Annotated in this window: 28 protein-coding genes; 16 read left to right on the plus strand and 12 right to left on the minus strand. The window is 59.9% G+C overall.

Features of this window, described 5'->3' with window-relative positions:
- The first annotated feature begins 198 nt into the window (after positions 1-198).
- Positions 199-1,080, plus strand: a complete 882-nt coding sequence (locus BN77_RS02175) for a 3-hydroxybutyryl-CoA dehydrogenase (RefSeq protein WP_007528002.1) — start codon at positions 199-201, stop codon at positions 1,078-1,080.
- Positions 1,081-1,111: 31 nt separating this feature from the next.
- Here BN77_RS02175 and BN77_RS02180 read toward each other — a convergent pair whose 3' ends face one another.
- The gene (locus BN77_RS02180; protein WP_007528005.1) at positions 1,112-1,642 is read right to left on the minus strand and encodes a hypothetical protein; all 531 of its coding nucleotides are present in this window, start codon (positions 1,640-1,642) and stop codon (positions 1,112-1,114) included.
- Between the two features lie 650 nt (positions 1,643-2,292).
- Positions 2,293-2,901: a GFA family protein gene (locus tag BN77_RS35645; RefSeq protein WP_341872153.1), complete on the minus strand. Its 609-nt coding sequence runs from the start codon at positions 2,899-2,901 to the stop codon at positions 2,293-2,295.
- Between the two features lie 287 nt (positions 2,902-3,188).
- Here BN77_RS35645 and BN77_RS02190 point away from each other — a divergent pair, with 287 nt between their 5' ends.
- On the plus strand, positions 3,189-3,869 hold the full coding sequence (locus tag BN77_RS02190) for a redoxin domain-containing protein (RefSeq protein ID WP_007528009.1): 681 nt from the start codon (positions 3,189-3,191) through the stop codon (positions 3,867-3,869).
- A gap of 39 nt (positions 3,870-3,908) precedes the next feature.
- Here the strand turns inward: BN77_RS02190 and tlpA are convergent, their stop codons facing one another.
- Positions 3,909-4,571: a thiol:disulfide interchange protein TlpA gene (gene tlpA, locus BN77_RS02195; RefSeq protein WP_007528011.1), complete on the minus strand. Its 663-nt coding sequence runs from the start codon at positions 4,569-4,571 to the stop codon at positions 3,909-3,911.
- A gap of 41 nt (positions 4,572-4,612) precedes the next feature.
- Between tlpA and argH the strand changes: the two genes are divergently transcribed.
- The 6 genes from argH to BN77_RS02225 all read left to right on the plus strand — a co-directional run bounded on the left by argH (position 4,613) and on the right by BN77_RS02225 (position 11,591).
- Positions 4,613-6,013, plus strand: a complete 1,401-nt coding sequence (gene argH, locus BN77_RS02200) for an argininosuccinate lyase (RefSeq protein WP_007528013.1) — start codon at positions 4,613-4,615, stop codon at positions 6,011-6,013.
- A gap of 79 nt (positions 6,014-6,092) precedes the next feature.
- Positions 6,093-6,287, plus strand: coding sequence for an LPS translocon maturation chaperone LptM (lptM, locus tag BN77_RS02205; RefSeq protein WP_007528015.1), 195 nt, complete (start codon positions 6,093-6,095; stop codon positions 6,285-6,287).
- 114 nt (positions 6,288-6,401) lie between these two features.
- Positions 6,402-7,670: a diaminopimelate decarboxylase gene (gene lysA, locus BN77_RS02210; protein WP_007528016.1), complete on the plus strand. Its 1,269-nt coding sequence runs from the start codon at positions 6,402-6,404 to the stop codon at positions 7,668-7,670.
- 225 nt (positions 7,671-7,895) lie between these two features.
- Positions 7,896-10,517, plus strand: a complete 2,622-nt coding sequence (locus BN77_RS02215; protein WP_425280230.1) for a TIGR02302 family protein — start codon at positions 7,896-7,898, stop codon at positions 10,515-10,517.
- Between the two features lie 119 nt (positions 10,518-10,636).
- Positions 10,637-10,969 (plus strand): hypothetical protein, encoded by a 333-nt coding sequence (locus BN77_RS02220; RefSeq protein WP_007528020.1) that lies wholly within the window; start codon positions 10,637-10,639, stop codon positions 10,967-10,969.
- Between the two features lie 172 nt (positions 10,970-11,141).
- Positions 11,142-11,591 carry a hypothetical protein gene (locus tag BN77_RS02225; protein ID WP_040677529.1) on the plus strand — a complete coding sequence of 150 codons (450 nt, stop codon included), beginning with the start codon at positions 11,142-11,144 and terminating at the stop codon, positions 11,589-11,591.
- Positions 11,592-11,617: 26 nt separating this feature from the next.
- On the opposite strand, the gene BN77_RS02230 is transcribed toward BN77_RS02225, so the two are convergent.
- From BN77_RS02230 to BN77_RS02240, 3 genes are all read right to left on the minus strand, one after another.
- Positions 11,618-11,977, minus strand: coding sequence for a response regulator (locus BN77_RS02230; RefSeq protein WP_007528024.1), 360 nt, complete (start codon positions 11,975-11,977; stop codon positions 11,618-11,620).
- Between the two features lie 118 nt (positions 11,978-12,095).
- Complete coding sequence (hpt, locus tag BN77_RS02235) at positions 12,096-12,638, minus strand: hypoxanthine phosphoribosyltransferase (RefSeq protein WP_007528026.1); 543 nt, start codon at positions 12,636-12,638, stop codon at positions 12,096-12,098.
- A gap of 73 nt (positions 12,639-12,711) precedes the next feature.
- Positions 12,712-13,422, minus strand: a complete 711-nt coding sequence (locus BN77_RS02240) for a hypothetical protein (RefSeq protein WP_007528028.1) — start codon at positions 13,420-13,422, stop codon at positions 12,712-12,714.
- A 148-nt stretch (positions 13,423-13,570) separates the two neighbouring features.
- Between BN77_RS02240 and ftsE the strand changes: the two genes are divergently transcribed.
- The 4 genes from ftsE to BN77_RS02260 all read left to right on the plus strand — a co-directional run bounded on the left by ftsE (position 13,571) and on the right by BN77_RS02260 (position 16,894).
- A complete protein-coding gene (gene ftsE, locus BN77_RS02245) occupies positions 13,571-14,230 on the plus strand; it encodes a cell division ATP-binding protein FtsE (RefSeq protein ID WP_007528031.1) in 660 nt (219 codons plus the stop codon).
- Positions 14,223-15,233, plus strand: coding sequence for a cell division protein FtsX (locus tag BN77_RS02250; protein ID WP_007528033.1), 1,011 nt, complete (start codon positions 14,223-14,225; stop codon positions 15,231-15,233). The genes ftsE and BN77_RS02250 overlap by 8 nt, the downstream gene beginning before the upstream one ends.
- A 68-nt stretch (positions 15,234-15,301) precedes the next feature.
- On the plus strand, positions 15,302-16,012 hold the full coding sequence (locus BN77_RS02255) for a YdcF family protein (RefSeq protein ID WP_007528036.1): 711 nt from the start codon (positions 15,302-15,304) through the stop codon (positions 16,010-16,012).
- 84 nt (positions 16,013-16,096) lie between these two features.
- A complete protein-coding gene (locus BN77_RS02260) occupies positions 16,097-16,894 on the plus strand; it encodes a lysophospholipid acyltransferase family protein (RefSeq protein WP_007528037.1) in 798 nt (265 codons plus the stop codon).
- Positions 16,895-16,896: 2 nt separating this feature from the next.
- Here the strand turns inward: BN77_RS02260 and BN77_RS02265 are convergent, their stop codons facing one another.
- Positions 16,897-17,430 (minus strand): gamma-glutamylcyclotransferase, encoded by a 534-nt coding sequence (locus BN77_RS02265; protein WP_040676622.1) that lies wholly within the window; start codon positions 17,428-17,430, stop codon positions 16,897-16,899.
- 53 nt (positions 17,431-17,483) lie between these two features.
- On the opposite strand from BN77_RS02265, the gene BN77_RS02270 reads away from it, so the two are divergent.
- The gene (locus BN77_RS02270) at positions 17,484-18,482 is read left to right on the plus strand and encodes a DUF2125 domain-containing protein (RefSeq protein WP_007528042.1); all 999 of its coding nucleotides are present in this window, start codon (positions 17,484-17,486) and stop codon (positions 18,480-18,482) included.
- A gap of 12 nt (positions 18,483-18,494) precedes the next feature.
- Here the strand turns inward: BN77_RS02270 and BN77_RS02275 are convergent, their stop codons facing one another.
- The 3 genes from BN77_RS02275 to BN77_RS02285 form a co-directional block, all read right to left on the minus strand.
- Positions 18,495-19,424 carry a prephenate/arogenate dehydrogenase family protein gene (locus tag BN77_RS02275; protein WP_007528044.1) on the minus strand — a complete coding sequence of 310 codons (930 nt, stop codon included), beginning with the start codon at positions 19,422-19,424 and terminating at the stop codon, positions 18,495-18,497.
- Positions 19,421-20,530 carry a histidinol-phosphate transaminase gene (hisC, locus tag BN77_RS02280; protein WP_007528048.1) on the minus strand — a complete coding sequence of 370 codons (1,110 nt, stop codon included), beginning with the start codon at positions 20,528-20,530 and terminating at the stop codon, positions 19,421-19,423. Before hisC ends, BN77_RS02275 begins: the two co-directional genes overlap by 4 nt.
- A gap of 106 nt (positions 20,531-20,636) precedes the next feature.
- Entirely contained in the window at positions 20,637-21,413 is a 777-nt protein-coding gene (locus BN77_RS02285; protein WP_007528050.1) for a class I SAM-dependent methyltransferase, read from the minus strand.
- A gap of 54 nt (positions 21,414-21,467) precedes the next feature.
- On the opposite strand from BN77_RS02285, the gene gloB reads away from it, so the two are divergent.
- Positions 21,468-22,238, plus strand: a complete 771-nt coding sequence (gloB, locus tag BN77_RS02290) for a hydroxyacylglutathione hydrolase (protein ID WP_040676624.1) — start codon at positions 21,468-21,470, stop codon at positions 22,236-22,238.
- Positions 22,238-22,660 carry a cupin domain-containing protein gene (locus BN77_RS02295; protein ID WP_007528054.1) on the plus strand — a complete coding sequence of 141 codons (423 nt, stop codon included), beginning with the start codon at positions 22,238-22,240 and terminating at the stop codon, positions 22,658-22,660. The genes gloB and BN77_RS02295 overlap by 1 nt, the downstream gene beginning before the upstream one ends.
- 3 nt (positions 22,661-22,663) lie before the next feature.
- Here BN77_RS02295 and yddG read toward each other — a convergent pair whose 3' ends face one another.
- Positions 22,664-23,560: an aromatic amino acid exporter YddG gene (gene yddG / locus BN77_RS02300; protein WP_007528057.1), complete on the minus strand. Its 897-nt coding sequence runs from the start codon at positions 23,558-23,560 to the stop codon at positions 22,664-22,666.
- Between the two features lie 29 nt (positions 23,561-23,589).
- The gene (locus BN77_RS02305) at positions 23,590-24,366 is read right to left on the minus strand and encodes a DUF3108 domain-containing protein (protein WP_007528058.1); all 777 of its coding nucleotides are present in this window, start codon (positions 24,364-24,366) and stop codon (positions 23,590-23,592) included.
- Positions 24,367-24,604: 238 nt separating this feature from the next.
- On the opposite strand from BN77_RS02305, the gene rpmB reads away from it, so the two are divergent.
- The gene (gene rpmB, locus BN77_RS02310) at positions 24,605-24,901 is read left to right on the plus strand and encodes a 50S ribosomal protein L28 (protein ID WP_007528060.1); all 297 of its coding nucleotides are present in this window, start codon (positions 24,605-24,607) and stop codon (positions 24,899-24,901) included.
- The last annotated feature ends 87 nt before the right edge of the window (positions 24,902-24,988 follow it).

Raw genomic sequence — 24,988 nt, forward strand, 5'->3', positions numbered from 1 at the left:
CGGTCTCGTCGCCGATCTGTTCGACGTCCTGCCGGAATTGCAGAAGTCGCTTTGAATGGATCAGATGCACTCATTTCGCACTTGCGAATGACTGGAAAATTATCATTTTAAGGGCTACTACTTCTGCCGGGCGATCATTTGCCCGGCAGTTCTGTTAGAAAATGCGGCAGCGCGGGGGCGCATGCCGGGGGGTTGGAGATGAGCGCGGTGTTGAAGACGATTGGTATCATCGGCGCGGGCCAGATGGGTTGCGGCATCGCACAGGTCTCGGCAGATGCAGGCTACAAAGTCCAGCTCTACGATCTCTCCGACGAACGGGTCCAGCATGGCCTCGCCACCATCAACGGCAATCTTGCCCGCCATGTGACGAGCGGCAAGATGACAGACGACAAACGCTCCGCCACCCTCGCCCTGATATCCGGCTCCGCCGACATCAACGATCTCGCCGCTTCCGATCTCGTGATCGAGGCTGCGACGGAGGACGAAAGCGTCAAGCGCAAGATCTACGCTCAGGTTTGTCCCATCCTGAAGCCGGAAGCGATCCTCGCCACCAACACGTCCTCGCTCTCGATCACCCGGCTTGCCTCCGCCACCGACCGCCCCGAGCACTTCATGGGCATTCATTTTATGAACCCGGTACCGGTCATGAAGCTGGTCGAACTCGTGCGCGGCATAGCCACAGAAGAGAGCACCTTCACCACCGCCAAGGAATTCGTCGCCTCGCTGGAGAAAACGGTGACGGTTGCCGAGGACTTCCCGGCCTTCATCGTCAACCGAATCCTGCTACCGATGATCAACGAAGCGATCTACACGCTTTACGAAGGTGTTGGCACCGTCGATGCCATCGACACGGCCATGAAGCTCGGCGCCAACCATCCGATGGGACCTCTGCAGCTTGCGGACTTCATCGGCCTCGACACCTGCCTGTCGATCATGCAGGTGCTGCATGACGGCCTGGCCGACTCGAAATATCGTCCATGCCCACTGCTGGTGAAATATGTCGAAGCCGGCTGGCTCGGCCGTAAATCCGGCCGGGGCTTCTACGACTACCGGGGCGATACGCCGATCCCGACCCGGTAAGACGGCAACCTTGCTAGCAAACCATCAACGCTTATGCGCCCCGCGCGTCCCGCTTCGCCTGCGAGACCGCGCCGGCCTTCCTCAATCTGCCCCGCTCCATCGGACGGATGAGAGTCTTGTGCTTTGAGCTTTCGATCGAATGCATGCCCGCATGGGCCTGCCGTGTGTTGAATGCTTCGTCCTTCTCTCCTTTCGCTTCTTTTTTTCGCGCCAGCGCTCCCCGCAAATTCTCGACCATCCGAACTTTGGCGAGCATTCTGCGCCGACGGGCCTGTTCGGCATTCACGCTGCGCACGCTCATGGCCAGAACTTCAAGTTTGGCTTGCGTACCCGTGTCCTTGCGCACTGGCGTCGCCCCTTTGGGTTGCGCCTTGCCCCTGATTTCCCGGCGCTGCCTGTGCGCCTCGCTTTGCGCCCGATCGCGCCTTTCGCGTACTCGCTTGGCGAGATCCGAGAGATCGGCATCGGACAGGTCCTGCATTGCCGGATGGTGGGTTTTCTGAACGAGCTGCCATTCGTCCGCCGTGAGCAAACGCTCCGCCTGTTTGCGCGAAATTGCCATTAACGCCTCCTACGTTGTCACAGCAATAAACTGAATTGCTTCTGTAAGGCTCGCCGGCTCCCCGGCCGGAGCGAGTTGAAGCTTCAAAATCTTGGGAGACGCGGTCTCCTTCGGCGCCCATTTGGTCAAGGCTTCAATTTTCACTAAGTGCGCGACTGCGTCTCCTTCACAACTTAGCGCCGTGCGACGAGGTCGGCAATGCGTCTTCAATATCGCTGGTCGCACGATCTCTTTCGAGGAAACACCCCCGGTTGTCGATACTTAAGCCCCGGGCGGCCATGGCTGAACCGATGCTGGAACATTCAGGGGAGACTTTGTGAGGGCAGCGGCTTTGACCCAGCGATCCGGCTTTCGCCTCCGGGCCTTTGGCTGCACGTTAGAGCCTCCGACCGGCCGCCGGCTCCCGCCTGTACGCTACCGTCGCGCGAAATACCCAGGCAACGACAGCAGGACGATTACGGGCATTTGGCGTGGGGAAATCGAATGGGCTAATTTCTCGATTGCGTTGGAGTGAGCCCTGTGCTGGCAGGCGGTAGGCATATGAGGAGCGGTGGAGACCACTTGGGAATGCTCGGGTTTGGATCGGGTTCACGTCCGAGCATCCAGACCCGAGCGTAGTGTCCGACCCGGCCCGCTTAGCCATGTCGTTCTCAATCCGAATGATGGATTGCCACAGCGAGAAGCGGGTCAACCCAGCGATGCCGTCGCGCTTCAAAGCCGGAATAGGTGGGAGCCGGAAAGACGGGATCGGCAAATGCCCCCACGGCGACAGCGATGTGGCCGGGAATTGCGTCTGCTTCCCAATACACAGTCGATCCGCACATAGGGCAGAATCGGAACGACACCGAACGATTGGCATCGGATTGGCGAGTGAATTGGGTTGAGTTGCCGGAGATTGTCGTTTGCTGCCTGGCAAACCAGGCTTGACTGGCGAAAACAGCCCCGGTCCGCCGTTGGCACTCAAGGCAGTGGCACATCGAGATCCGGACCGGTTCACCTTTGCAAACGATCTCCAGCCTCCCACAACTGCACGCTGCGCGACGAGTTCTCATGGGTACACTCCCTTTTGATCGGCGAGTGCGGGCATTGGCACTCGCGCCGTCCGGCTTTATCGGAATTGGGAATTGGGGTCGGGCTCCCCGAAGCGGCCGGCTATCGGCTATGGGAGCCTGACCAGCGTTGCAGCACCGATTGTAAAACCACCCTAGGACAACTGACCTATTTTGTGAAACCCCCAATCTCTCGCAATTTTCAACCATTCACGCGAGACCTCTGCTCGCGGATTTCCCAAAACAGTATCTGTCGAGGAACTCACTGGCAAAACGGCCACAGGCGACCGGCGGGGGAGCTAGATCGCTTTTCGTGTTTACGCTTGCGCGTGGGCCGATGTGGGACCATTCTTAGGGCCGATCCTGGTGGTTCGCCAAGACGAGGTCAGGTCTGCAAAGCTTATTCTGGAGCTCGGCAGCGCCTAACGCGGTCTCGACTTCAAAACACTTGTCGTGGCGCCTTTTCTTGACTGATCCCCGCGGCGAGGAGGTTGTCCATGTCTGCGTGCCATGTCGAACATTTGTTGCAACCGGGAGACCAAGCCCCGAACTTCGTGCTCGATGCGATCTCACGTGAAGGGAAGATCGCGCTTGATGACTTTCGCGGCCATAGCCCGCTATTGATCGGTCTGTTTCGGGGCCTGCACTGTCCATTCTGCCGTCGCCATGTCGCGGCGATGGCACAACTCAACCCGACCCTGCACGAGAAAGGCATCGAATCCCTGGTCGTTGTAAACACCCCGGTAGAACGCGCCCGCCTCTATTTCCGTTACCAGCCGATAGCCAATCTTCTTGCCGCTTCCGACCCGGAGCGGGGTTTGCATCGCGCCTTCGGCTTGCCCGTCCTCGAGTTCACGCACAATAAAACTGACTGGCCATACAAGGTCGGAATGGACGTGGTCATGGCAATGCGCATCGAGCGACCGGGAGAGTTGCCCGAACCCATGGCCCCGCCCAAAGCGGGTGATCTTCTCAACGAGAAGGACCAATACGAAATGACAGAAGCCGATCGGCAGGTGAGCCTGACCGGACATATGCAGCTTGTCGGTCACTTCTTGCTCGATCGAGAAGGGGTGGTGCGCTGGAGCTTCACGGAAGTCGAAGACGAGGGGCGATACGTATGCCAGGCGCTCAACCCCGAAGAATTGCTGTCGGCAGCTTCCCAAATTGCACATTAGCAACGACCGCATCGATCGCGGCAAATCCTGCCTTGCCGGCTACGACCCCACCGCACCCCTGATCAGCGCCTTGGCGTCGTCGCTGTCCCACGCGGCCGGGCCGTTCATGGCTGAGATCAGGCAGCCCTTGCCGTCGATCAGGAGCGTGACCGGCAGACCGAAGGCGAGGCCCTCCTTTTTCAGGCTATTGAACACCTCGATCGTGTTGTCGCGGTAAAGCTGCAGCGCATCGACACCGATTTCTCTGAGGAAGGCCTTCGGCTTCTCGTCGTCGCCGGTGTCGATGTTGACCGGTACGACCTGGAATCTGTCGTTGCCCAACTCTTTCTCCAGCGCGTTCAGCGCCGGCATTTCCTCGCGGCAGGGAACGCACCAAGTTGCCCAGAGATTGAAGAGCACGGTCTTGCCGGCAAAATTGTCGAGCGTTATCGGCTTACCCTCCGCGCCTTTGAAGGAAACGGTGGTGAGCCTGCGGTGCTCGTCGGGAGCAACCATTGCCGCCACCTGTCCCTTGAGCAGTGGCGCAATTCTCGCGGCGATCTCCTTTGTCGTCCCGCATTCGCCCGAAGCTGTTTGCGTCCCGCCATTGCCAGACCCGGCTTCCCTGATGTAAACCGCTGCCGCACCGGCAATAATGCCTGCGACGGCCGCGATCCCGATCAGCTTCAGGGATGGCAGGCGCAGGGGCGTTCTTGTCGTCATTTTATTCTCCGAGACACGCGTTCTTCAAGGCAGGCATCGTCATGGCCGACAGCACGGACACCAAATCCTCCAACCAGATGTGGGGCGGACGTTTCGCTTCCGGCCCAGATGCGATTATGGAGGAGATAAATGCCTCAATCGGTTTCGACAAGAAGCTGTTTGCGCAGGACATCCGCGGTTCGATCGCTCACGCCACAATGCTCGCCCACCAGGGCATCATCCAGGTCGATGATAAGGACAAGATCGTCCAAGGGCTAAACACGATCCTGTCAGAGATCGAAAGCGGCAATTTCGAGTTCTCCCGCAAGCTCGAAGACATTCACATGAACGTCGAGGCCCGCCTTGCGACGCTGATCGGTCCAGCCGCGGGTCGACTGCACACTGCACGCTCGCGCAATGATCAGGTCGCACTCGATTTCCGCCTCTGGGTCAAGGAGGAGCTGCAGAAGACCGAGCAGCTGCTAACCAACCTGATCGCAGCCTTCCTCGACCGCGCCGAAGAGCACGCAGACACCGTCATGCCGGGCTTCACGCATCTGCAAACGGCGCAGCCCGTCACCTTCGGCCACCATTGCATGGCCTATGTCGAAATGTTCAGCCGCGACCGATCGCGCGTGCGCCACGCGATCGAACATCTGGACGAGAGCCCGATCGGAGCGGCGGCCCTTGCCGGCACCGGCTATCCGATCGACCGCCACATGACCGCCAAGGCGCTCGGCTTCCGCGAGCCGACCCGCAACTCGATCGACACCGTTTCCGACCGCGACTTCGCCATCGAATTCCTTTCGATCGCCGCCATCGCAGGCATGCACCTGTCGCGCCTGGCCGAGGAAATCGTCATCTGGTCGACGCCGCAGTTCGGCTTCGTGCGCCTTTCGGATGCCTTCTCGACCGGCTCCTCGATCATGCCGCAGAAGAAGAACCCGGACGCTGCCGAGCTGGTGCGCGCCAAGACCGGCCGCATCAACGGCTCGCTGATCGCGCTGCTGACCATCATGAAGGGCCTGCCGCTCGCCTACTCCAAGGACATGCAGGAAGACAAGGAGCAGGTCTTCGATGCCGCCGAGAGCCTGGAACTGGCAATATCGGCGATGACTGGCATGGTCCGCGACATGACTGTTAACACCGCGCGCATGAAAGCTGCCGCCGGTTCGGGCTATTCGACGGCAACCGATCTTGCCGACTGGCTGGTCCGCGAAGCCGGCCTTCCCTTCCGCGACGCCCATCACGTCACCGGCCGCGCCGTCGCGCTTGCCGAGAGCAAGGGCTGCAATCTTGCCGAGCTCTCGCTTGCCGATCTGCAGGCAATCAACGCGGGTATCACAGACAAGGTCTACGACGTGCTGACGGTCGAGGCATCGGTTGCCAGCCGCAAGAGCTTCGGCGGCACGGCGCCTTCGGAAGTGCGCAAGCAGATCGCCTACTGGCGCACCCGCAACTGACCTCAACAATCAGGGTGCACAAGGCGGAGAAACTTCGCTATGAAGGTGTCCACCAGTGCCGCTTCCCAAGAGGAATTCCATGCAGAAGAGCTTGCCGCAGATCGTCCGCCTGACGGTTGTTTTCGCCGTGATCGGCCTCGCCGTTGTCGGATGCGGGCGCAAAGGCGATCTCGATCCGCCGAGTGCGAACGCCACGAAGACCGGCGATTCGTCGAAGCCGACGCCACAGCCTGGCACGGCAAATAGGCCCTTCATCCTTGATCCGCTTCTCTAAGGCGCGCGACGGTCTTTCAGATTCGCGAGCAGCGCTTTAGTCCATTGTTTTTGCGCATGTCCTGTCCGAAACCGGCTCTCACGTTTGGGAGACATGCTTTAAGAGGCCACTGACGTGAACCATTTCGAGTACCGCGATGGCGTCCTCTACGCCGAAGACGTTCCCGTTCCCGAGATCGCCAAGGCCGTCGGCACTCCGTTCTACGTCTATTCGACGGCGACGCTCGAGCGCCACTATCGGGTTTTCGCCGCGGCGTTCAACGATGTCGACGCGATGGTCTGCTACGCCATGAAGGCGAATTCCAATCAGGCCGTGCTGAAGACGCTCGGCAATCTCGGCGCCGGCATCGACGTCGTCTCCGAAGGCGAGCTGCGCCGCGCGCTCGCCGCCGGCATCCCGGCATCGCGCATCATGTTCTCCGGCGTCGGCAAGACACCGCGGGAAATGGATTTTGCGCTTGAGGCCGGCATTTATTGCTTCAACGTCGAGTCCGAACCGGAACTCGAGATTCTTAACCACCGCGCCATCAAGGTGGGCAAACGAGCACCCGTCTCCTTCCGCATCAATCCCGATGTCGACGCCAGGACGCATGCGAAGATCTCGACCGGCAAGAAGGAAAACAAGTTCGGCATTTCCTGGGAGCGTGCCCGCGCCGTCTATGCCCGCGCCGCGACCCTGCCCGGCATCGAAGTAACGGGCATCGACATGCATATCGGCAGCCAGATCACCGAACTGCAGCCATTTGAAGACGCCTTCAAGCTGCTTCGCGAGCTGGTCGGCACGCTGCGCGCCGACGGTCACAACATCCATCACGTCGATATCGGCGGCGGACTGGGTATCCCCTACAAGGAGGATAACAACCCGCCACCGCTGCCCGATGCTTACGCCAACATCGTCAAGAGCCAGTTGCGCGAGCTCAATTGCAAAATCGTTACCGAGCCTGGCCGGCTGATCGTCGGCAACGCCGGCATTCTGGTGACCGAAGTCATCTACGTGAAGGATGGTGGTGAGAAGACCTTCGTCATCGTCGACGGGGCGATGAACGACCTCATCCGCCCGACCCTTTACGATGCACACCACGAAATCCGCCCCGTCGTGATCTCGGCGGCGAACGCACCGCGCATCAAGGCTGATGTGGTCGGTCCCGTCTGCGAAACAGGCGATTTCCTGGCGCTCGACCGCGAGATGGCGATGCCGAAACCCGGCGATCTCTTCGCCATCTCGTCCGCCGGTGCCTATGGGGCGGTCCAGGCCGGCACCTACAACAGCCGTCTTCTCGTGCCCGAAGTGCTCGTCAAAGGCAGCGATTTCCACGTGATTCGTCCGCGCGGCACCTATGAAGAGCTGATCGGCCTCGATTCCACCCCCGCCTGGTTGGATTGATCCCCCTCCCGGAAAGCATCACTTTTTGGCGAAGAACCGTGAAAAACCGGCATTGACCGGCGCTTGCCCTCGCCTTCGCCACAAAGAATGTTATCCTTGACCGAGAGCGAATTGCCCCGGCAATCGCCGGAAGCGCCCTCTGCCCTTGAACGCCAGCGCGCGGAGAACGGATTGAACAAGAGTTCCAGCGGGGAGAAACACGGTGCATTTGCCCTCAGGCCGTCCTTGGCGCGGCTGGTTGCGGCGAAGCGCTTTCTAGCGCGCCTGGTCCTGCTGTGCGAACAGATCCTGCCCCTATTGTTGCCGATCCTGTCGGTGGTGGCTCTTTATCTGGCGGCGTCCTGGTTCGGCATTTTCCGCTTTGCGCCCGATTGGGTCCGCATCGCGTTACTGATTGGTTTCGCGGTGGCCTTCGTTGCCGCGCTCCTTCCTCTTCGCCGGCTTTATTGGCCAGATGTGGCGGCCGCCGATCGGTTGCTCGAACGGCACAACGGCCTGCAGCATCAGCCGGTGGCCGTTCAGGAAGATGAGCCCGCAACCGATACTCCTTTCGCTCGCGCTCTCTGGCGTGAGCACCAGACGCGCATGGCGGAGAAGATCGCCGCTCTCGATACCGGCTTTCCCCGCCCCGACATCGCATCCCACGACCGGCTAGCTCTCCGCGTCGTTCCGGCCTTGCTAGTAGCAACGGCTTTTGCCTATTCGCTATCGGCGAGCGGCGGCTCGATTTCGGATGCGCTGCAGCCACGACCGGCATCACAGACAATCGATCCTGCCGTGCGCATCGATGCCTGGGTCACACCGCCCTCCTATACCGGCCGCGCCCCGATCTACCTGACGGCAAACGGAACCGAGCAGGGACCGATCCGCGTTCCGCAACTCTCGAACCTGACAGTCCGTGTTAGCGGAGGCAAGACGGCCGAGAAGGTCGTCTTCCGGCACGAGAATGGCGAAACGCAGGATATCGCGCCTCAGGAGGCGGCCAAACCGTCGGTGACAGCGCAGCAGGCGGAAGGCGCAGCTGCAACCGGCCCTGCTCTGTCGGCCAGCACGCATTTGATGAAACTCGAGGAAAACGGCAGGCTCGAGGTCAACGGACGTATGTGGAGCTTCGACGTCATTTCCGACAAGGCCCCCGAGATTGCCTTCAATGGCATGCCGAAGCCAACCGTCAACGGCGCGCTCGAAATTGGTTTTACCATCAAGGACGACTACGGTGTGCAGGAAGCGCGGGCCGAAATCGTTCCAGTCGATACCGACCCGACCGCAACACCGCTCTACCCGTTACCGGAGTTCCGCCTGGACATTCCTCGTCGCAATTCGCGCGACGCCAAAGGGGTGACCAGCAAGAACCTCACCGAGCACCCTCTCTCCGGCAAGCGCGTTCGCATTACCCTCGTTGCCAAGGACGCAGCCGGCCAGACTGGTCGCAGTCCGCCCTATGAGATGACGCTACCCGCCCGCCCGTTCAATGAGCCCCTCGCCGCCGCTGTCGCCGAGGAACGGCAGGCCTTCTCGCTTGATACGCGGAAGATGCCGGAGGCTATCGCGCTCAATGAGGCGCTAACGCTCCGCCCGGAAGAGACGATTCCGAAGCTGACGAACTACCTGCTGCTGGAATCAGCACTGACGCGCATGAAGCTCACCAAGGGCGAAGAGGCGATGAAGGACACCGCCGACTACCTCTGGGACATCGCAGTCGGCATTGAGGATGGCGATCTTTCACAGGCGGAGCGCAACCTGCGCAATGCCCAGCAAAACCTGGCCGATGCCCTGCAGCGCAATGCACCTGATGCGGAGATCAAGAAGCTCATGGACGAGCTGCGCAAGGCGATGCAGGACTATATGAAGGAGCTTGCCCAGCGTATGCAGAATACGCCTATGCAGCCGAACCAGAGCGCCCAGAATATCATCCGCCAGCAGGATCTGGAGCGAATGATGGACCAGATCGAAAACCTGGCCCGTTCGGGGAATCGGGACGCTGCCCAGCAGATGCTCTCCGAGCTGCAGCGGATGATGAACAACCTTCAGGCCGGCAGGCCGCAACAAGGGCAGCAGGGTCAGGACAACAGCGAGATGCGCAAGCAGATGGACAAGCTCGGGCAGATCCTGCGCGACCAGCAAAAATTGATGGAAGAAACATTCAAGCTTGACCAGCAGCTGAAGGACCGCATGCAGCGCGGGGATCCCAATATGGGCATGAACGACCCGTTGCTCGACGACATGCCGATGGACAATGATGGCATGCCGATCCCACAGGATCAGCAACAGGGCCAGCAGGACCAGGGACAGGATCAGAACCAGCAAGGGCAGAACAAAGAGGGGCAGTCGCCTTCCGATCAGATGACGGCCGAGCAGTTGCGCGAAGCCCTGAAGCAGCTGCGGTCGCGCCAGGACGAACTCGGCAAGCAGCTCGGCGAGCTGCAGAAGGGGCTTGGCGATATGGGGATCAAGCCTGGCCCCGGCTTCGGCCAGGCCCAGCGCGAGATGGAAGGCGCCGGGCGCGAACTCGGGCAGGGCCACAGCGAACCTGCCATCCAGGGCCAGGGCCGCGCGCTGGAAGCGCTGCGCCAGGGGGCGCGCGACATGATGAACCAGATGATGCAGGCAATGCAGGGCCAACAAGGCCAGGGTCAGGTTGGGCAGGGCAACCAGACCGGCCGCGATCCGCTTGGCCGTCCACGCCCGGCCATCGGCCCCGATTTCAACAACGAAGTGAAGGTTCCTGACGAAATCGACGTACAGCGCGCCCGCGAAATCCTGGACGCCATTCGCGAAAAGCTTGGGAACAACCCACCGCAGGAAATCGAACGACGCTATCTGGAGCGCCTGCTGGATATCCGATAGTCCCAGCTGCGCCAATTCGGGTCACAATCCCGTGAAGTTCGCCGCCCCCACTCCGTGGATACCTATGTGTTTACTATGACGCGAGATCGCGTCGTTTGGCACGAGTTGAGGGTACTTCCATGAAAGCGGAATTGAGGCTGATCGCAGCTGTCGCCCTTGGAATCGGCATGGCTGCTGGCACGGCAAGCGCATTGGATATCGGTGGTTTTGCCACAACGAACAGCGGGGGCAGGACCCTCGCCTCCGATAACTATGAATCGAGCCGAAGCGGGCCGGGATCGAATGCCTATCGCCCGGCTCCCTACAGCATGGAAACGACGGGGAGCATCTCGCCCAAAGGCTCTAGGGTAAGGCGGCCGACAAATTGCCCGCCAAGGCCGGTTCCTGGTACGCTGCAGACACAGGGCGGCAATAGCGGAACGACCATAAACCCGGCATGCCCCGACTATTGAGAAGCCGCTGACGGTTCTTGCGGACGATGACATCGCCTCCGTTCAGCAAAGGGATGACACGGTTTTGTTCATGCGATGATCAACGCCAAGCTCCAAATTTCATCGGCGAGGCTAGCCTTGCCCGGCAAAAGCCTCGTATGTCACCATGCAGGTGAATAACGATAGCGATTCGATGGCAATTCTTTTCAAGACCGTAATCGGCGAAAACGCAGCATTTGAGTTGATCGAGAATGCGCTCTCCCGAACCGGCGAATACGATGGCTACCTCAACGTCGTGGCTGACGAAGGCGAGCGGACTCTTTCCTGGTCCCCAGGCATGCATGCCGAGCAATTCCAAGCGGAGATCACAGAGATCCTCCGGTCAATCTGGGACGCCTGCCGGTTCTGGGTGATCTACGAGCGGCGGGACGATCGACAGGATGCCGAGGCCAACGCTATCCGCAATGCGGCGTTCAGGCTGACGCGCGGCTACGCCGGTGTCACCGTCGTGACGCTCAGCCTGCTTCACAAGCGCGACAGTCTGGCCGATATCGAACTAATCTTTGTGTGTTTTCAGCAAGACTTTCAGCGACGCAACTTTCGCGTGCGATACGAGGGAAAATTCATCCCGGATGACGGCTGAGTGGCGGTGGAATGCCGTCAGCCGCCTCAGGCGGCCAACGCACGCGCCACAGCCTTGCGAATGTCCGGCAGGGCAAAGGGCTTCGAGACGACATCGACGATCTTTTCCGCCAAATCGTCTGCGCGCTCGCGCTGTTCCGCATAGCCGGTCATCAGTAGGATTTTCAGCGCCGGGAAGGCGGACTTTGCCTGATGCGCCAACTCGATGCCGTCCATGACCGGCATGCGGATATCCGAAAGCAGCAGGTCGTAGGCGCCGTCCCTGAGTTTTTCCAGTCCTTCCGCACCGTCGGCGGCTTCCTCGGTCTCATGACCGTCAAGACGCAAAGCGCGGGCTACGAAAGAGCGCAGAGAATCCTCGTCTTCCGTAATCAGAATTTTTGCCATGGTGTGCATCACTCCGTTTCATGCCCCGCAACCGAAATCACACGACTTTCCTTTGCGATCGGTAAACGGCGGGAAGGGATGGACGTGATGGTTAATAACCCGTCTTATCCCAGCACAGTCAGGCGTCGCCGGTGACGACGCCGACAAATGGAAGTTCGCGGAACGCGTAGGCGACATCCATTCCGTAGCCAACGACGAAATAGTCGGGGCATTCAAAGCCGACATAATCGGCTTCCAGTTTTTCCTTGCGCTTGACGCTCTTGTCGAGGAGCACGGCAATGGTGACGTTGCGCGCGCCGCGCTCGTAGAGCAGTTCCTTGGCAAACAGCAGCGTGCGGCCGGATTCCAGAATATCGTCGATCAGGAGAACGTCGCGATCCTTCACGTCACTGTCGATGTCCTTGACGATCCGAACGCCCTGGGACACCGTGCCGGTACCATAGCTCGAGAGCGTGATGAACTCGACTTCGGGCGCGAGGCCGCTGTCATGCAAAGCGCGAATAAGGTCAGCTGCAAAGATGAACGAGCCCTTCAACACGGCAATGACCAGCAAGTCCTTCGTCGGTCCGGCTGCAATTTGCTTCGCCATTGCATGGTTGCGTTCTGCAATCTGCTCTGCGGTGAAGAGTGGTTCGATGTTTTTTCCGCGCACGACGGGCATAGGAAGGCTTGCTCCATGAATTCAAGCACAAGCCGTTACCACAAACGACCGGACGAAACACCCCTGAAAGACTCTAAGGCATGAAGGAGAGCCGGACTTCCGGCATTTTTGCACCCGCGTGCTGGATTCTCATTGAAAATCCGCGGCTTTGACCGCCGTAGACGACGTCCACAGGCGGGCTGATGACAACGCTTGCGGTCAGCTGCTCGCCAGCAAATAGATCGGCGCGAATGGGACGTACGACCTGCGTGGTACCGCTCTGATTGTCGATAATGCCGTTAATCTGTAATACCCTCATTCCGTTCGCATCACGCGACGTCACTGTCACATGCGAAAAACGCAGCAGCGAGTCCGTTGATGCAGCCTCGCCTTGAGACAGACCTGAAAAGCCCCCGAAGAGACCGAACACGAGCACCGAAAGTGCCAGTACGAGCGCCGCAAAGGTCCTGAGCGATGCCTGCTGCAGCCAAGCTTCGCCGGTCCGAATGGATGTTTCCAGAGACGAGCGCAGGAAAGAAGGCTGGATCGTTGGCTGTGCGGAGGGCCGCCGGGAATTGACGTTGAAGCTTCGGGCGTCAAAGGTTGCGGCGCGATTGTTCGTTATCACCACGAATTCGGCATCGGCCACATCGACCGGTCGAGTTCGGCGGGCCTCGCGCTTGATCGGCTCCGGCGGCAGAAAATCATAGGCGCGGCCAGGCGCCTGGCGTCTGAACGAGGAGGAGGTCATGATGACGGCCTTTCCGGTGTCCACATGGTTTCTGGCCGGATGAAAATCCGGCATTGAAACGAATCCTGCTCAATCGTAAATTTCAATGGTTAATGTTTCGCAAAGCCCGCCATCAAAGGGGCGTCTTTCCGGTAAATTTACTGGTTGTTAATGGTGTTGGTTAACAAGTCGTGCGGTGAACAAACAAAAGACTGATCTACCGTTGATCCACTTCGAAAATGTCGGTTTGCGCTATGGGATGGGTCCGGAAATTCTTCGGGACCTGACATTCGACATTCCGAAGAAATCGTTCCAGTTCCTGACTGGCCCTTCGGGCGCTGGCAAGACCACGCTATTGCGACTGCTGTTCCTTTCGCTGCAACCGACCCGTGGGCTGATCCGCATGTTTGGCCGCGATATTTCTGATATTCCGCGCCCTGAACTGCCCCTGCTCCGTCGCCGCGTCGGCATCATCTTTCAGGAATTCCGTCTGCTGGACCATCTGACCACATACGAAAACGTGGCGCTGCCGCTGCGCGTTCGTGGCAAGGACGAGAGCTCCTACAAGACTGACGTGCTCGAACTTCTGAAGTGGGTGGGTCTTGGCGAACGCATCAATGTCCTGCCGCCGGTCCTGTCAGGCGGCGAAAAGCAGCGCGCCGCCATCGCGCGTGCATTGATCGACCGTCCCGAAATCCTTCTCGCCGACGAGCCGACCGCCAACGTCGATCCCCCGATGGCCCGCCGTCTGCTCAATCTCTTCCTTGAGCTCAACCGTCTCGGGACTGCGGTTGTCATCGCGACTCACGATCTGGCGCTGATGGATCAGGTGGAGGCCCGCCGCATGATTCTCTCGGAAGGGCACCTCGATATCCATGACTAAAGCTGCGCCCAAACCAGAGACGGAGACCGCCCAGAAAACCCGGAAACGGCCGGAGCTCAAGGTGCGCCCAACGGCGCCGATCCTGCCTTCCGCCAATATTCAGGGAAATGCGCTGATGGTGGTCATTGCCATCATGGCTTTCCTCGCATGCCTGACGCTCGGCGGCGTCAGCATGGTCCGTTCTACGGCGGCCAGCTGGGAAAGCCAGATTTCCCGCGAGATCACCATCCAGATCAAGCCCGATGACGGACTGGACATGGACAAGGCCCTGGCACAGGCGAAGGATCTCGCGCTCACCTTCGTCGGCACGAAAACCGGCCAGATCGTCGACGAGGCCGCAACGGCCCGCCTCCTCGAGCCTTGGCTCGGAACGGGGCTCGACATCAAGGAGCTTCCCGTGCCCCGGCTGGTGATCGTCACCATCGATGAGAACAACCCGCCCGATTTCGAGGCGATGCGCTCGCTACTAAAGGAAAGCATTCCGCAAGCCTCGCTCGACGACCACCGCACCTGGGTCGACCGACTGGTTTCGATGGCACATACCACCGTGATGATCGGCACCGGCGTCCTGCTGCTCGTCTTTTCGGCGATGGTTCTGACCGTCGTCTTCGCGACCCGTGGCGCCCTTTCCGGCAATCGCCATATCGTCGAGGTACTTCATTTCGTTGGCGCAGAAAGCTCCTTCGTGGCAACCGAATTCCAGAAGCATTTTCTGAAGATCAGCCTGAAGGGTTCGGCAGTCGGCAGCGCCCTTGCCGCACTCTTCTTTCTGACCGCCGGCTTCCTGCAGAGCCGCACGCTGGCCACCCCGCAGACAGACCAGGCAACGGCTCTCTTCGGCACGTTTTCGGTTGGCGCGCTTGGCTATGCCGGTATTTTTGCCACCATGATTGTCATCGCCTTGCTCACCACCGTCACCGCCCGGTTGACGGTCATGCGGACGATTTACGAGATTGATACGCTGCGTTCCGACCCAACACGAGCCGATGGGCTCGTGAATTGAGCTTTACATGCCTTTTTTGCCATGAAAGCGTCTGTTCGCCGCCGCAATCTGCATATATTTTCCGATTCATGAGCATGGGCAACATGTCGCGCACCCCGATTAGCCCTGAAACGGAGCTTGCACGCTCCGAGGGAGGACCCGCGCGCCGGGGTCCCGTACGGCGTATGCTGCGCTGGGGCGGCGTTACTTTCGTCCTTGGCGTCGCCCTCATCTTCGGCGGCTTTCTTCGCTTTGCCGATTCCGTCACGACCCTGAAGCCTCCGATTGAGCCACGCGCGGATGCGATCGTCGTCCTGACTGGCGGCTACCAGCGTATCGACCAGGCCGTCGAACTGCTGCAGAAAGGCGCGGGCAAGCGCCTGCTGATTTCGGGAGTGCACCCGACAACGACACCGAAGCAGATCCGCAGGATGACCCAGGCTTCGCCGGAGCTTTTTTCCTGCTGCGTCGACGTCGGCTACGATGCACTCGACACGATCGGCAATGCCCAGGAAGCATCGAACTGGATTCACCAACGTGGCTACAAGAGCGTCCTTGTCGTCACCAACAACTATCATATGCCGCGCAGCCTGGCGGAACTCGCCTATGTCGATTCCGAAACCCAGTTCATTCCCTATCCTGTTGTGAACACGGATCTGAAGACCAGTAACTGGTTTACCGATCCAAACGCCATGCGGGTCATGCTCGCGGAATATGCGAAAGTGCTCTTCGCTGGCGCGCGCAATTTGACCGGTCTCGGTCGTCATCCCGGGCTGCGTTCGGCCGACCTCTCGGGCTGAAGCCGAAGGAAACCTTTTTCTGGCGGCCAATATCGTGTAGGAGGGCGCAACCGCCTCGTGCGGACTTTGGCCTTGGGAAAGTTTATGATCGCCCTGCGTTCCGTCCTCTTCAACACGATCTTTTACGCCAACCTCATCGTTCGCATGATCGTGCTCTCGCCCTATTACTTCGTGGTGCCGCGCAAGGTCGCCTATCAGATACCGAAGAACTGGGCATTGTCGAGCCACTGGTTGATGGAAAAGATCGTCGGCACGACTTTCGATATAGAGGGCCTGGAGAACCTGCCGGATGGCGGCTATATCCTGGCGCCGAAGCATCAGTCCTTTTGGGATACCTATGCCCTGCTGCCGTGGCTGAAGGATCCGGTCTACATTCTGAAACGTGAACTGATGTGGATCCCGCTCTTCGGCTGGTATGCCAAGAAGCAGCGAATGATACCGATTAACCGCGGTGCGCGCGGCAAGGTGATGGTCGAGGCGTTGCGGCGCACGAAGGAAGAACTGGCAACCGGCCGCCAGCTGATCATCTATCCCGAGGGGACCCGCCGACCCCCCGGCGCCGAGCCGGTTTACAAATACGGGATTGCCCGTATGTACCGCGATCTGCAGCTGCCGGTCGTGCCGGTCGCCATGCAGCCCGGCCTCTTCTGGCCGCGACGCAGCACGATGCGCTATCCCGGCCATTTCAAGGTGCGGATACTGCCGCCGATCCAGCCCGGCATGGATCCGGATGCCTTCTTTGCGCATCTGATCAACGTGACCGAGGCGGCGAGCGACGAACTGCTGGTCGATACCGTCAAGCGCAATCCAAACCTGCCGCTTCCCCCCACCGCCGTTCAACGGCTCGCCGAATTGCAGAAGACGAAGGCAGCGACGGCCTGAGCTCAGCCCCCGTTTCTCAGCCGTTCCACTTCACCGACCACCTGCTCCAGCCAGTGATCCCGAATGCCCATCTCCTGCAGATGCGCCAGCGTGTTGAAGACATAGGCGTCGTTCGGTCCAGATTTGCCCTTTGCTGCGTGGACGACGTGCGCCGCCGCGATCGCGTCGAGCCCACCAGCGTATTGCATGTGCTTGCGATCAACGACATAGGCGATAGCCTTGCTTGTTCTGCCATCGGCCAGTTGTAGCGGCAGGCAGCGCTCGAGATAGACGTTCGTTACGAGCTCGCGCTCCCTGAGGTAGTCGATTGTTTCGTCCCACTGATCCGGCGCAATCCGAAAGGCCATGCCACGGCAGGACCCCCCACGATCAAGGCCGAGCACCAAGCCCGGATTCTGCTCGGTACCGCGATGCACCCAGGAATGCACGCAGAGCGAACGCCGATAGCCACGGACAAGAGCCTGAGAACGCTCCAAAAACTCGAAGCCCGGATTCCACATCAGTGATCCGTAGCCAAATACCCAAAATTCGTCCATATCACGCGCCAGACCGACATTCCCACTCGTATGAGTCACCATTGGAGAACATCATGACAGCGTCAAGCCCATCCCCCAGCGGCAGAAAATTCTGGATGCTCGGGGGCGGTATTGTCTTGGTGATCGTGCTCTACACCGCTGGCTGGTTCTATGCCGCCTCGCAACTGAAGGCGACCGTGCTGAAGGCAATTGCGCCCGGCAATACGGCAGGCGTCAGTGGCGAGTGCACAGATATCAACTTCCGCGGCTATCCGTTCCGGATTGGCCTGTTCTGCTCCAAGGTCGACGTGGACGATACCGTCAATGGCGTCTCGGCAAGCTTCGGCGAGCTGCGCTCCGCAGCCCAGGTCTATGCGCCTGGCCATATCGTCTGGGAGCTCGATTCGCCCGCAGAGATCCGCAGCGCCCATGGCTTGACGCTGAACGCCGAATGGGCAAGCCTGCAATCCAGCCTGATCACCAAGTTGAAGGGGATCGATCGCTCATCGACCGTCATTGACGGGCTCAAGGGCACCGCCGTCTCCGCGCAGACAGGTCAGACGATCAATTTCGACGCCGCCCATACGGAAATCCACCTGCGCCAGAACAATAGCGACCTCGACGGCGCAATTTCCGCGACGGAGGTCAATACAGCGATCAAGGATTGGCCCGCCATTCCCAAGCTTTCAGTGAGTGCTGACGTGACGGTGGCCGGCAAGGCCGGCATGATCGACGGCAGCGATCAGAAGGGGCTCTACGGCGCCAGCGGCGAACTGCGAAAAGTCGTGGCCGACATCGGTGACGGCAAGGTCATGACGCTGAGCGGGCCCTTCTCCTTCGATGAGGAGGGCTACCTGTCGGGCAAATTCAAGCTGGAGATCGAACAGCTTGGCCCCTGGCGCGACAGCGTCAAACAAACTTTCCCCGGGATCGCCAAGACCGTCGATACCGCGGCCAAACTGCTGAAGGCGCTGGCCGGCGGCGGCGACAAGGTTTCCGTCGATCTCGTGGTCGCGCGTGGTAACGCCACGGTCGGCGGCTTCATTCCGTTGGGTTCGATCCCGCCGATCTGAGATGAGAGCCTTTCAAGCTTTCTTTTCGAGTGGATGCGGGCGCCCGAAATCCGGTGCGTCGACATCCTGGCCGGCCTGGATGATGGAGCGGCGGATGGCACGGGTACGAGTGAAAAGATCAAAAATCTTGTCGCCCTCGCCCCACCGAATGGCCCGCTGCAGATAGGCGAGATCCTCAGAAAAGCGCGCCAGCATTTCGAGGATCGCATCCTTGTTGTGCAGGCAAACGTCGCGCCACATCGTCGGATCGGAGGCCGCTAGACGCGTGAAGTCGCGGAAGCCGGAGGCGGAATACTTGATGACTTCCGATTCGGTGACCGCCTCGAGGTCATCCGCCGTGCCGACGATGTTGTAGGCGATAATATGCGGTAGGTGTGAGACGATGGCGAGCACCTTGTCATGATGCTCCGGATCCATTTCGTCGACCTTGGAGCCGAGCGCTTCCCAGAACCGCCGCAGCCGCTTCAACGCCGTCTCGTCCGTGCCCGCAATCGGTGTAAAGATACACCAGCGCCCTTCAAAGAGCCCGGCGAAGCCCGCGTCCGGTCCTGATTTCTCCGTACCGGCCAGCGGATGGCCAGGGATGAAATGGACATGTGGTGGCATGTGGGGCTGCATCTGCGCTATGACCGAAGCCTTGGTCGAACCGACATCGGTGACGATCGCGCCGACTTTCAGGTTGCTCGCGACTTCTTTCGCCACACTCTCCGACGCACCAACGGGCACCGAGACGATGACCAGGTCCGCATCCTTTACCGCCTCGGACGACGACGTCGTGTAGCGATCGCCGAGCCGCAGTTCCTCGGCCCTCTTCAGGGTGTCTGCGCTACGCGTGGCGACAATGACTTCTTTTGCGAGGCCAAGGCGTTTGATGTCATGCGCAATGGAGGAACCGATCAGGCCAATCCCGATTAGCGCGATGCGATCGAACTGCATGGTCATGACTTGCGTCCCATAAACTCGCCGAGCGCTTCGATAACGCCGCGGTTCGCCTCTTCGGGACCGATGCTCATGCGCAGCGCATTTGGGAATCCGTAGCCCTTCACCGCGCGCAGGATATAACCGCGGCTGGTCAGGAACTCATCGGCATCGGGCGCGCGCTTGCCATCGACATCGGGGAAATGGATAAGCACGAAGTTTGCGACTGACGGCGTCACCTTGAGACCGATAGCCTCGAGCCCGCCCGTCATTTTCTCGATCCACGTCTGGTTGAAGGACGCGGCCTCCTGCGTGAACGCCTGGTCGCGAATGGCCGCAGCACCGGCGGCAATCGCTGCCGCATTCATGTTGAATGGGCCCCGGACGCGATTGACCGCATCGATGATATCCACCGGCGCGTACATCCAACCGACACGAAGCGCGGCCAGACCATAGACCTTGGAGAAGGTGCGCGTCATAACAACATTCGCGTTCGATGAGACGATCTCGATGCCCGCTTCATAGTCGTTGCGGCGAACATATTCCGCGTAAGCGGCATCGAGCACCAGAACGACATGCTTCGGCAGCGCTGCCTGCAGGCGGCGGATTTCACTGACCGAAACATAGGTGCCGGTCGGATTGCCGGGATTGGCGATGAAGACGATCTTGGTCTTCGGCGTGACGGCGGCCAGAATGGCATCGACATCGACGGTGTGATCCTTTTCTCTGACGACAACCGGGGTCGCGCCGGCGCCCATGATCTGGATTTTGTAGACGAGGAAGCCGTGCTCGGTGATGATGCCTTCGTCGCCCGGTCCGAGGTAGACATGGCAGAGCAAGCCCAGCAGCTCGTCCGAGCCATTGCCGCACATGATATTGGCAGGGTTCAGTCCATGTACGGCAGCAATTGCCTCACGCAATTCCGTTGCCTGGCCGTCCGGATAGCGCTCGAGACTGCCTGCGGCATTGCGGAAAGCTTCGATCGCCTTCGGGCTCGCGCCGAGTGGTGTTTCATTAGAGGAGAGCTTGTAGACGCGGGCGACACCCGGCGCATGTTCCTTACCAGGCACATAGGCTGCAATATCCAGAATGCCGGGACGCGGAACGGGCTTGCTCTTCTCTTCGCTCATGAGATCGACCTTGGAAAATACTGGGAGAAATTCGGCTGAAAACTGCCCTGTGGCAATAGAACGGAAAGGCGGCCTTGTCGAGTGCCGGCAGGCCCAGGTCCTGGCCCTAGCGACTGCGCGTGGTCGGAACGCCATGGGGCGCCAGCACAGGCACGAAGACGCGCCGCGAGGCTCGGGCGGCTACCGGCAGGCCCTGATAGAGCCGCTTCTGCGCCTCGACGACGATCACACCGGAAAATGCTGGCCACAGGGTGCGTCCTACGCGATCGAAGAGGCTGCGCAGTCTCATCATGGTGCGAAGCTTCGAGGGAGGAAAGAACAATGCCTCGGCTGTCGCGCCAGGCGTGAAGTTCGTTTCCCGCAAGAGACTTGTCAGCTGCCCACGCGAATAGGGTCGCCCGGAGCCGAACGGCGTATGTTCCATGCGTGCCCATACGCCGCGGCGGTTGGGAACGACGATCACCAGACGCCCACCTGGCGCCAAGATCCGCCACAGCTCCTTCAGGGTCTCCCGCGGGCTCTCGGCAAATTCGAGGGAATGGACCATCAGCACCCGGTCGATCGAGGAATCGGGCAGCGGCAATTCCTCGTCGAAGATAAGGGCCGTCGAGGAAAGCGCGCCTACCGGCCAGTTCACCGCGCCCTGCCCTGCCGGCATGAAGGCAAAGGTTCGCTCTGTGTCGGGCTGGAAACGATCGAGGAAGGGCACGACATAGCCGAGACCAACGAGGCGCTCCTGCGGCAGCCGGACCCAAAGCGAGGAAAGCGCCATGGCGATCGACTGCTCGGCAATGCGTCCGAGGTCGGAATGATAGAACTGGCGTAAGTCGACGATATCAGCGTGCATCGAGGCAAATGTTATCAGTGAGCGGTTGGACTTCAAGCCGCGACCCTCTACATTCCCGGTATACTCGCGACAAAGAGGCTGCCTGAGACTATGAAACCTTTGGATTTAGACGTTTTTCTCTGCCGCACTGACAATTTCGGCGTGCTTGTCCACGATCCGGAGACCAGTTTGACCGCCTCAATAGACGCTCCCGATGCAAGCGCGGTCGAGAAGGCGGCAGTCCGCCGCGGCTGGACGATCACGCATATCCTCACCACCCACCACCATACCGACCACGTCGAAGGCAACCTCGCGCTGAAGGAGCAATATGGCTGTGAGATCATCGGCCCAGTCAACGAGGCAGTGGCGATCCCCGGTCTCGACAAGACGATGGCCGACGGCGATACTTTCCTGTTTGGCGACCACACGGTACAGGTGATCGAGACACCCGGACATACGGCGGGGCACATCTGTTATCACTTCGTCGATGACAAGCTGCTGTTTGCGGCCGATACGTTGTTTGCACTCGGCTGCGGCCGCCTCTTCGAGCGTCCGGCAGCCGATATGTGGCACTCGCTGCAGAAGCTTGCCGTGCTGCCGGATGAAACGGCCATCTACTTCGGCCATGAATACACGCTCTCAAATGCCCGTTTCGCGCTGACTATCGATCCAGACAATCAGCGCCTGATACTCCGTGCGGAAGAAATCGAGGCCCTGCGGGCCGAAAACAAGTTCACAATTCCGACGACGCTGGCACTAGAGAAGGAAACCAACCCCTTCCTTCGCGCTGCCGATCCTATCATCCGCCGCAACTTGCTGATGGAAAACAAGTCCAACGAGGAAGTCTTCGCGGAAATCCGCCGGCGCAAGGACAATTTCTGATGTCGCCGGACGATATCATTCGAGTGCTTGGGATGCAGTCTCATCCTGAAGGCGGGTGGTATGTTCAGACGTTCCGCGACACCGACGGTGGTTCGCGCGGATACTCGACGGCGATCTACTATCTCCTGAAGGCGGGACAGCGATCCCACTGGCACCGTGTGCATGACGCAGCCGAGGTCTGGCACTACTATGCCGGGGCTCCGCTTGCGCTCCATCGCTCACAGGATGGGAGAAAGAGCGAGACGCTGGTGCTTGGGAGTGACATCCTCAAGGGCGAGCGCCCGCAAGGGATTATTCCCGCAAACTGGTGGCAATCTGCCGAAACGCGCGGAGACTATACGCTGGTCGGGTGCACCGTAGCGCCGGGCTTCCAATTCACGTCCTTCGAGATGGCGCCGCCTGACTGGAAGCCGGTCGGCTGATAGCTATTCCGCGGCGGCGCGTTGCTCGACCGTCGCGGCCTTCCGCCGGAACATCTCGTTTGCTGCCAGCACGGCACCACCGGTGACCAGGACACAGGCAAGTGCTACGCGCCAGCTCGGCTCGGCAAAGCCGAAAAGCGTGAGGTTCAAGGTCGATAGGAGCGGGGCGGCGTAGCTTGCGGCGCCGAGGATCTGGATGTCGCCATTCTTGACACCGAAATCCCAGGCGTAGAAGGCCGCGCCGACGGGAAAAAGCCCGAGGCCGGCCACGGCAATCCACTGAGATACTGCTTGCGGCCAGACGGTTGTCTCAAGGCCGAGGTGGCAGACGAGCGACAGGATCGAGGTCGCCATGCAAAAACCGGTAACGACATCGGTCGAAACCGCATCGAAGCGACGCGTCAGCAGCGAATAGCCGGACCATGTAAAGGCGCAGAGGAAGGCCGCGCCGTAGCCGATCGTGTAGGCCCCGTCGAAATTGATGCCGTTGCGCCCGACAATCAGGAAAGTGCCGGAGAGACCAGCCAGTGCCCCCGCCACGTGATACCAGCGCAGCCGCTCGCCCGGCAGCAGCGCCGATCCAACGACGATCAACAGTGGCCAGAGATAGGCAATCAGCCCTGCCTCGACAGCGGGCGCGTTGCGCAACGCGGTGAAATAGAGAAAGTGATAGCCGAACAGGCCGGCAATTCCTGTAATCCAGACCTTGGCCGGCTGCTTGAGGAGAGCCAGCCGCAACGGATTGATGATCAGCGCAACGGCGCCGGGAATGCTGCCGATGGCAAAGCAGATGGCCGAGAGCTGGAACGGCGGCATTGTCCCGGAGGCTGCCGTGAACAGCGCCAAAAACGACCACATGAGAATGGCCGTAAAGCCAATCAGCGTTGCCCGAAGCCTCACATGTCCTCCTTACGGAGAACCTTGCTCCGTCAGCTCGCGCCATATTTCACCGCAGTGATCGTCACCGTTCCGTATTGTGTTGGAATCCGGACATAGACCGGAGCATATACATTCGCCGCATCCGACTTGGCAAACCAGATTTCCATCCGGCTGCTCTTGCTTAGATAATCGATGTCGCTGCGGCCCTTCTTATAGCCGGAGCGAGGGACAAACCGGACATTGCAGACGGTCGCCTTGCCATTAAAGCCCGCTGTCGAGAAATCCTGCGAGCCCTTGGGTGAAAGCACCAGGTCCATGCGCATCTCGCCATCATAGATCGGCAGCCTCTGCGCACAGACATTGGCATCGGCAGGGAAAATCAGACCCGAGATCGGATCGAGCACCGAGCGCATATCGCTTGCCGGGACATTGACCCAGTTCTGCGGCAGGCGGCGCGGCGGCTTGACGGTTGTCGAGGTGATGTTGCCGTTGTTGTAGCGCACCTCGTAAGTGCGGGCGCGCTTGCCGCTCTTGTAGTACAGAAAGTAGCGAGAGGCCTGCAGCCGGTCGCCACGCAGCACGCCGTCGACGCTTGTTTTGGCCGAAATATTGGTGACGAGATCGGCAAGGCCAGCCGAGCTGATATCGCCGGACACCTGGTAGCTCTTGTCGTCTTCGATCTTCGTCAGGAAGGCGGCGCGGGCAATCGTCAGGATGCCAAGGGACACCCTGTATTCCGTGCGATGCACGATCTCGCTTGCGCTGGCGGGAATCGCCATAATCGCAGCGAGCGTGGAAATAAGAATTCGTTTGCTCCAATGAGCCATGTAGTGAACCCTGTTCAGGCGGCTGTTAGGTGCCTTTGATCAAGGTCTATACGCCTGTCTTACGATGAAGCAAACACAAGCTTTTTGACAGAATTGCGGGAAATGCCAAGGTTTGGCTTGACGCGCACGGCCTGTCTGACTATAGAACCGCAACTTTCCAATCATGGCCTGTTGGATTGCAACCCGGTTTTGCGCGGGCATGCAACTGATGGCCGAGAAAAACAAGAATAGGTGTTCCATGTCCCGCATGTGCGAATTGACCGGCAAGGCAGTCCTCGTTGGCAACAATGTCAGCCATGCCAACAACAAGACCAAGCGCCGGTTCCTCCCGAACCTGTGCCAGGTTACGCTGATCTCCGACGCGCTCGGCCAGCGTTACCGTCTTCGCGTTTCGGCTTCTGCTCTTCGTTCCGTTGAGCATCGTGGCGGCCTCGATGCCTTCCTGCTCAAGGCCAGCGAAAATGAACTGTCGATGCGCGCCCGTCTGCTGCGTCGCCAAATCGTCAAGAAGACTGCCGAGGCCGCTGCTGCGTAAGCTTCGCCTGCTTCTTCTGCATACGGCTTAAAAAGGCTTGCACGGATGATCTCCGGACAAGCCTTTTGCTTTGCCGGTTCCTCGAAC

The sequence above is a fragment of the Rhizobium mesoamericanum STM3625 genome, assembly GCF_000312665.1.
In the GTDB taxonomy this organism is placed as follows: domain Bacteria; phylum Pseudomonadota; class Alphaproteobacteria; order Rhizobiales; family Rhizobiaceae; genus Rhizobium; species Rhizobium mesoamericanum.

What these genes read in the sequence shown, in the direction of transcription:
- BN77_RS02175 (WP_007528002.1), top strand. Translation starts at nt 199, where the DNA reads ATGAGCGCGGTGTTGAAGACGATTGGTATCATCGGCGCGGGCCAGATG.
- BN77_RS02180 (WP_007528005.1), bottom strand. Translation starts at nt 1,642, where the DNA reads ATGGCAATTTCGCGCAAACAGGCGGAGCGTTTGCTCACGGCGGACGAA.
- BN77_RS35645 (WP_341872153.1), bottom strand. Translation starts at nt 2,901, where the DNA reads ATGGTTGAAAATTGCGAGAGATTGGGGGTTTCACAAAATAGGTCAGTT.
- BN77_RS02190 (WP_007528009.1), top strand. Translation starts at nt 3,189, where the DNA reads ATGTCTGCGTGCCATGTCGAACATTTGTTGCAACCGGGAGACCAAGCC.
- tlpA (WP_007528011.1), bottom strand. Translation starts at nt 4,571, where the DNA reads ATGACGACAAGAACGCCCCTGCGCCTGCCATCCCTGAAGCTGATCGGG.
- argH (WP_007528013.1), top strand. Translation starts at nt 4,613, where the DNA reads ATGGCCGACAGCACGGACACCAAATCCTCCAACCAGATGTGGGGCGGA.
- lptM (WP_007528015.1), top strand. Translation starts at nt 6,093, where the DNA reads ATGCAGAAGAGCTTGCCGCAGATCGTCCGCCTGACGGTTGTTTTCGCC.
- BN77_RS02220 (WP_007528020.1), top strand. Translation starts at nt 10,637, where the DNA reads ATGAAAGCGGAATTGAGGCTGATCGCAGCTGTCGCCCTTGGAATCGGC.
- BN77_RS02225 (WP_040677529.1), top strand. Translation starts at nt 11,142, where the DNA reads ATGGCAATTCTTTTCAAGACCGTAATCGGCGAAAACGCAGCATTTGAG.
- BN77_RS02230 (WP_007528024.1), bottom strand. Translation starts at nt 11,977, where the DNA reads ATGGCAAAAATTCTGATTACGGAAGACGAGGATTCTCTGCGCTCTTTC.
- hpt (WP_007528026.1), bottom strand. Translation starts at nt 12,638, where the DNA reads ATGCCCGTCGTGCGCGGAAAAAACATCGAACCACTCTTCACCGCAGAG.
- BN77_RS02240 (WP_007528028.1), bottom strand. Translation starts at nt 13,422, where the DNA reads ATGCCGGATTTTCATCCGGCCAGAAACCATGTGGACACCGGAAAGGCC.
- BN77_RS02250 (WP_007528033.1), top strand. Translation starts at nt 14,223, where the DNA reads ATGACTAAAGCTGCGCCCAAACCAGAGACGGAGACCGCCCAGAAAACC.
- BN77_RS02255 (WP_007528036.1), top strand. Translation starts at nt 15,302, where the DNA reads ATGAGCATGGGCAACATGTCGCGCACCCCGATTAGCCCTGAAACGGAG.
- BN77_RS02260 (WP_007528037.1), top strand. Translation starts at nt 16,097, where the DNA reads ATGATCGCCCTGCGTTCCGTCCTCTTCAACACGATCTTTTACGCCAAC.
- BN77_RS02265 (WP_040676622.1), bottom strand. Translation starts at nt 17,430, where the DNA reads ATGGACGAATTTTGGGTATTTGGCTACGGATCACTGATGTGGAATCCG.
- BN77_RS02270 (WP_007528042.1), top strand. Translation starts at nt 17,484, where the DNA reads ATGACAGCGTCAAGCCCATCCCCCAGCGGCAGAAAATTCTGGATGCTC.
- BN77_RS02275 (WP_007528044.1), bottom strand. Translation starts at nt 19,424, where the DNA reads ATGACCATGCAGTTCGATCGCATCGCGCTAATCGGGATTGGCCTGATC.
- hisC (WP_007528048.1), bottom strand. Translation starts at nt 20,530, where the DNA reads ATGAGCGAAGAGAAGAGCAAGCCCGTTCCGCGTCCCGGCATTCTGGAT.
- gloB (WP_040676624.1), top strand. Translation starts at nt 21,468, where the DNA reads ATGAAACCTTTGGATTTAGACGTTTTTCTCTGCCGCACTGACAATTTC.
- BN77_RS02295 (WP_007528054.1), top strand. Translation starts at nt 22,238, where the DNA reads ATGTCGCCGGACGATATCATTCGAGTGCTTGGGATGCAGTCTCATCCT.
- BN77_RS02305 (WP_007528058.1), bottom strand. Translation starts at nt 24,366, where the DNA reads ATGGCTCATTGGAGCAAACGAATTCTTATTTCCACGCTCGCTGCGATT.
- rpmB (WP_007528060.1), top strand. Translation starts at nt 24,605, where the DNA reads ATGTCCCGCATGTGCGAATTGACCGGCAAGGCAGTCCTCGTTGGCAAC.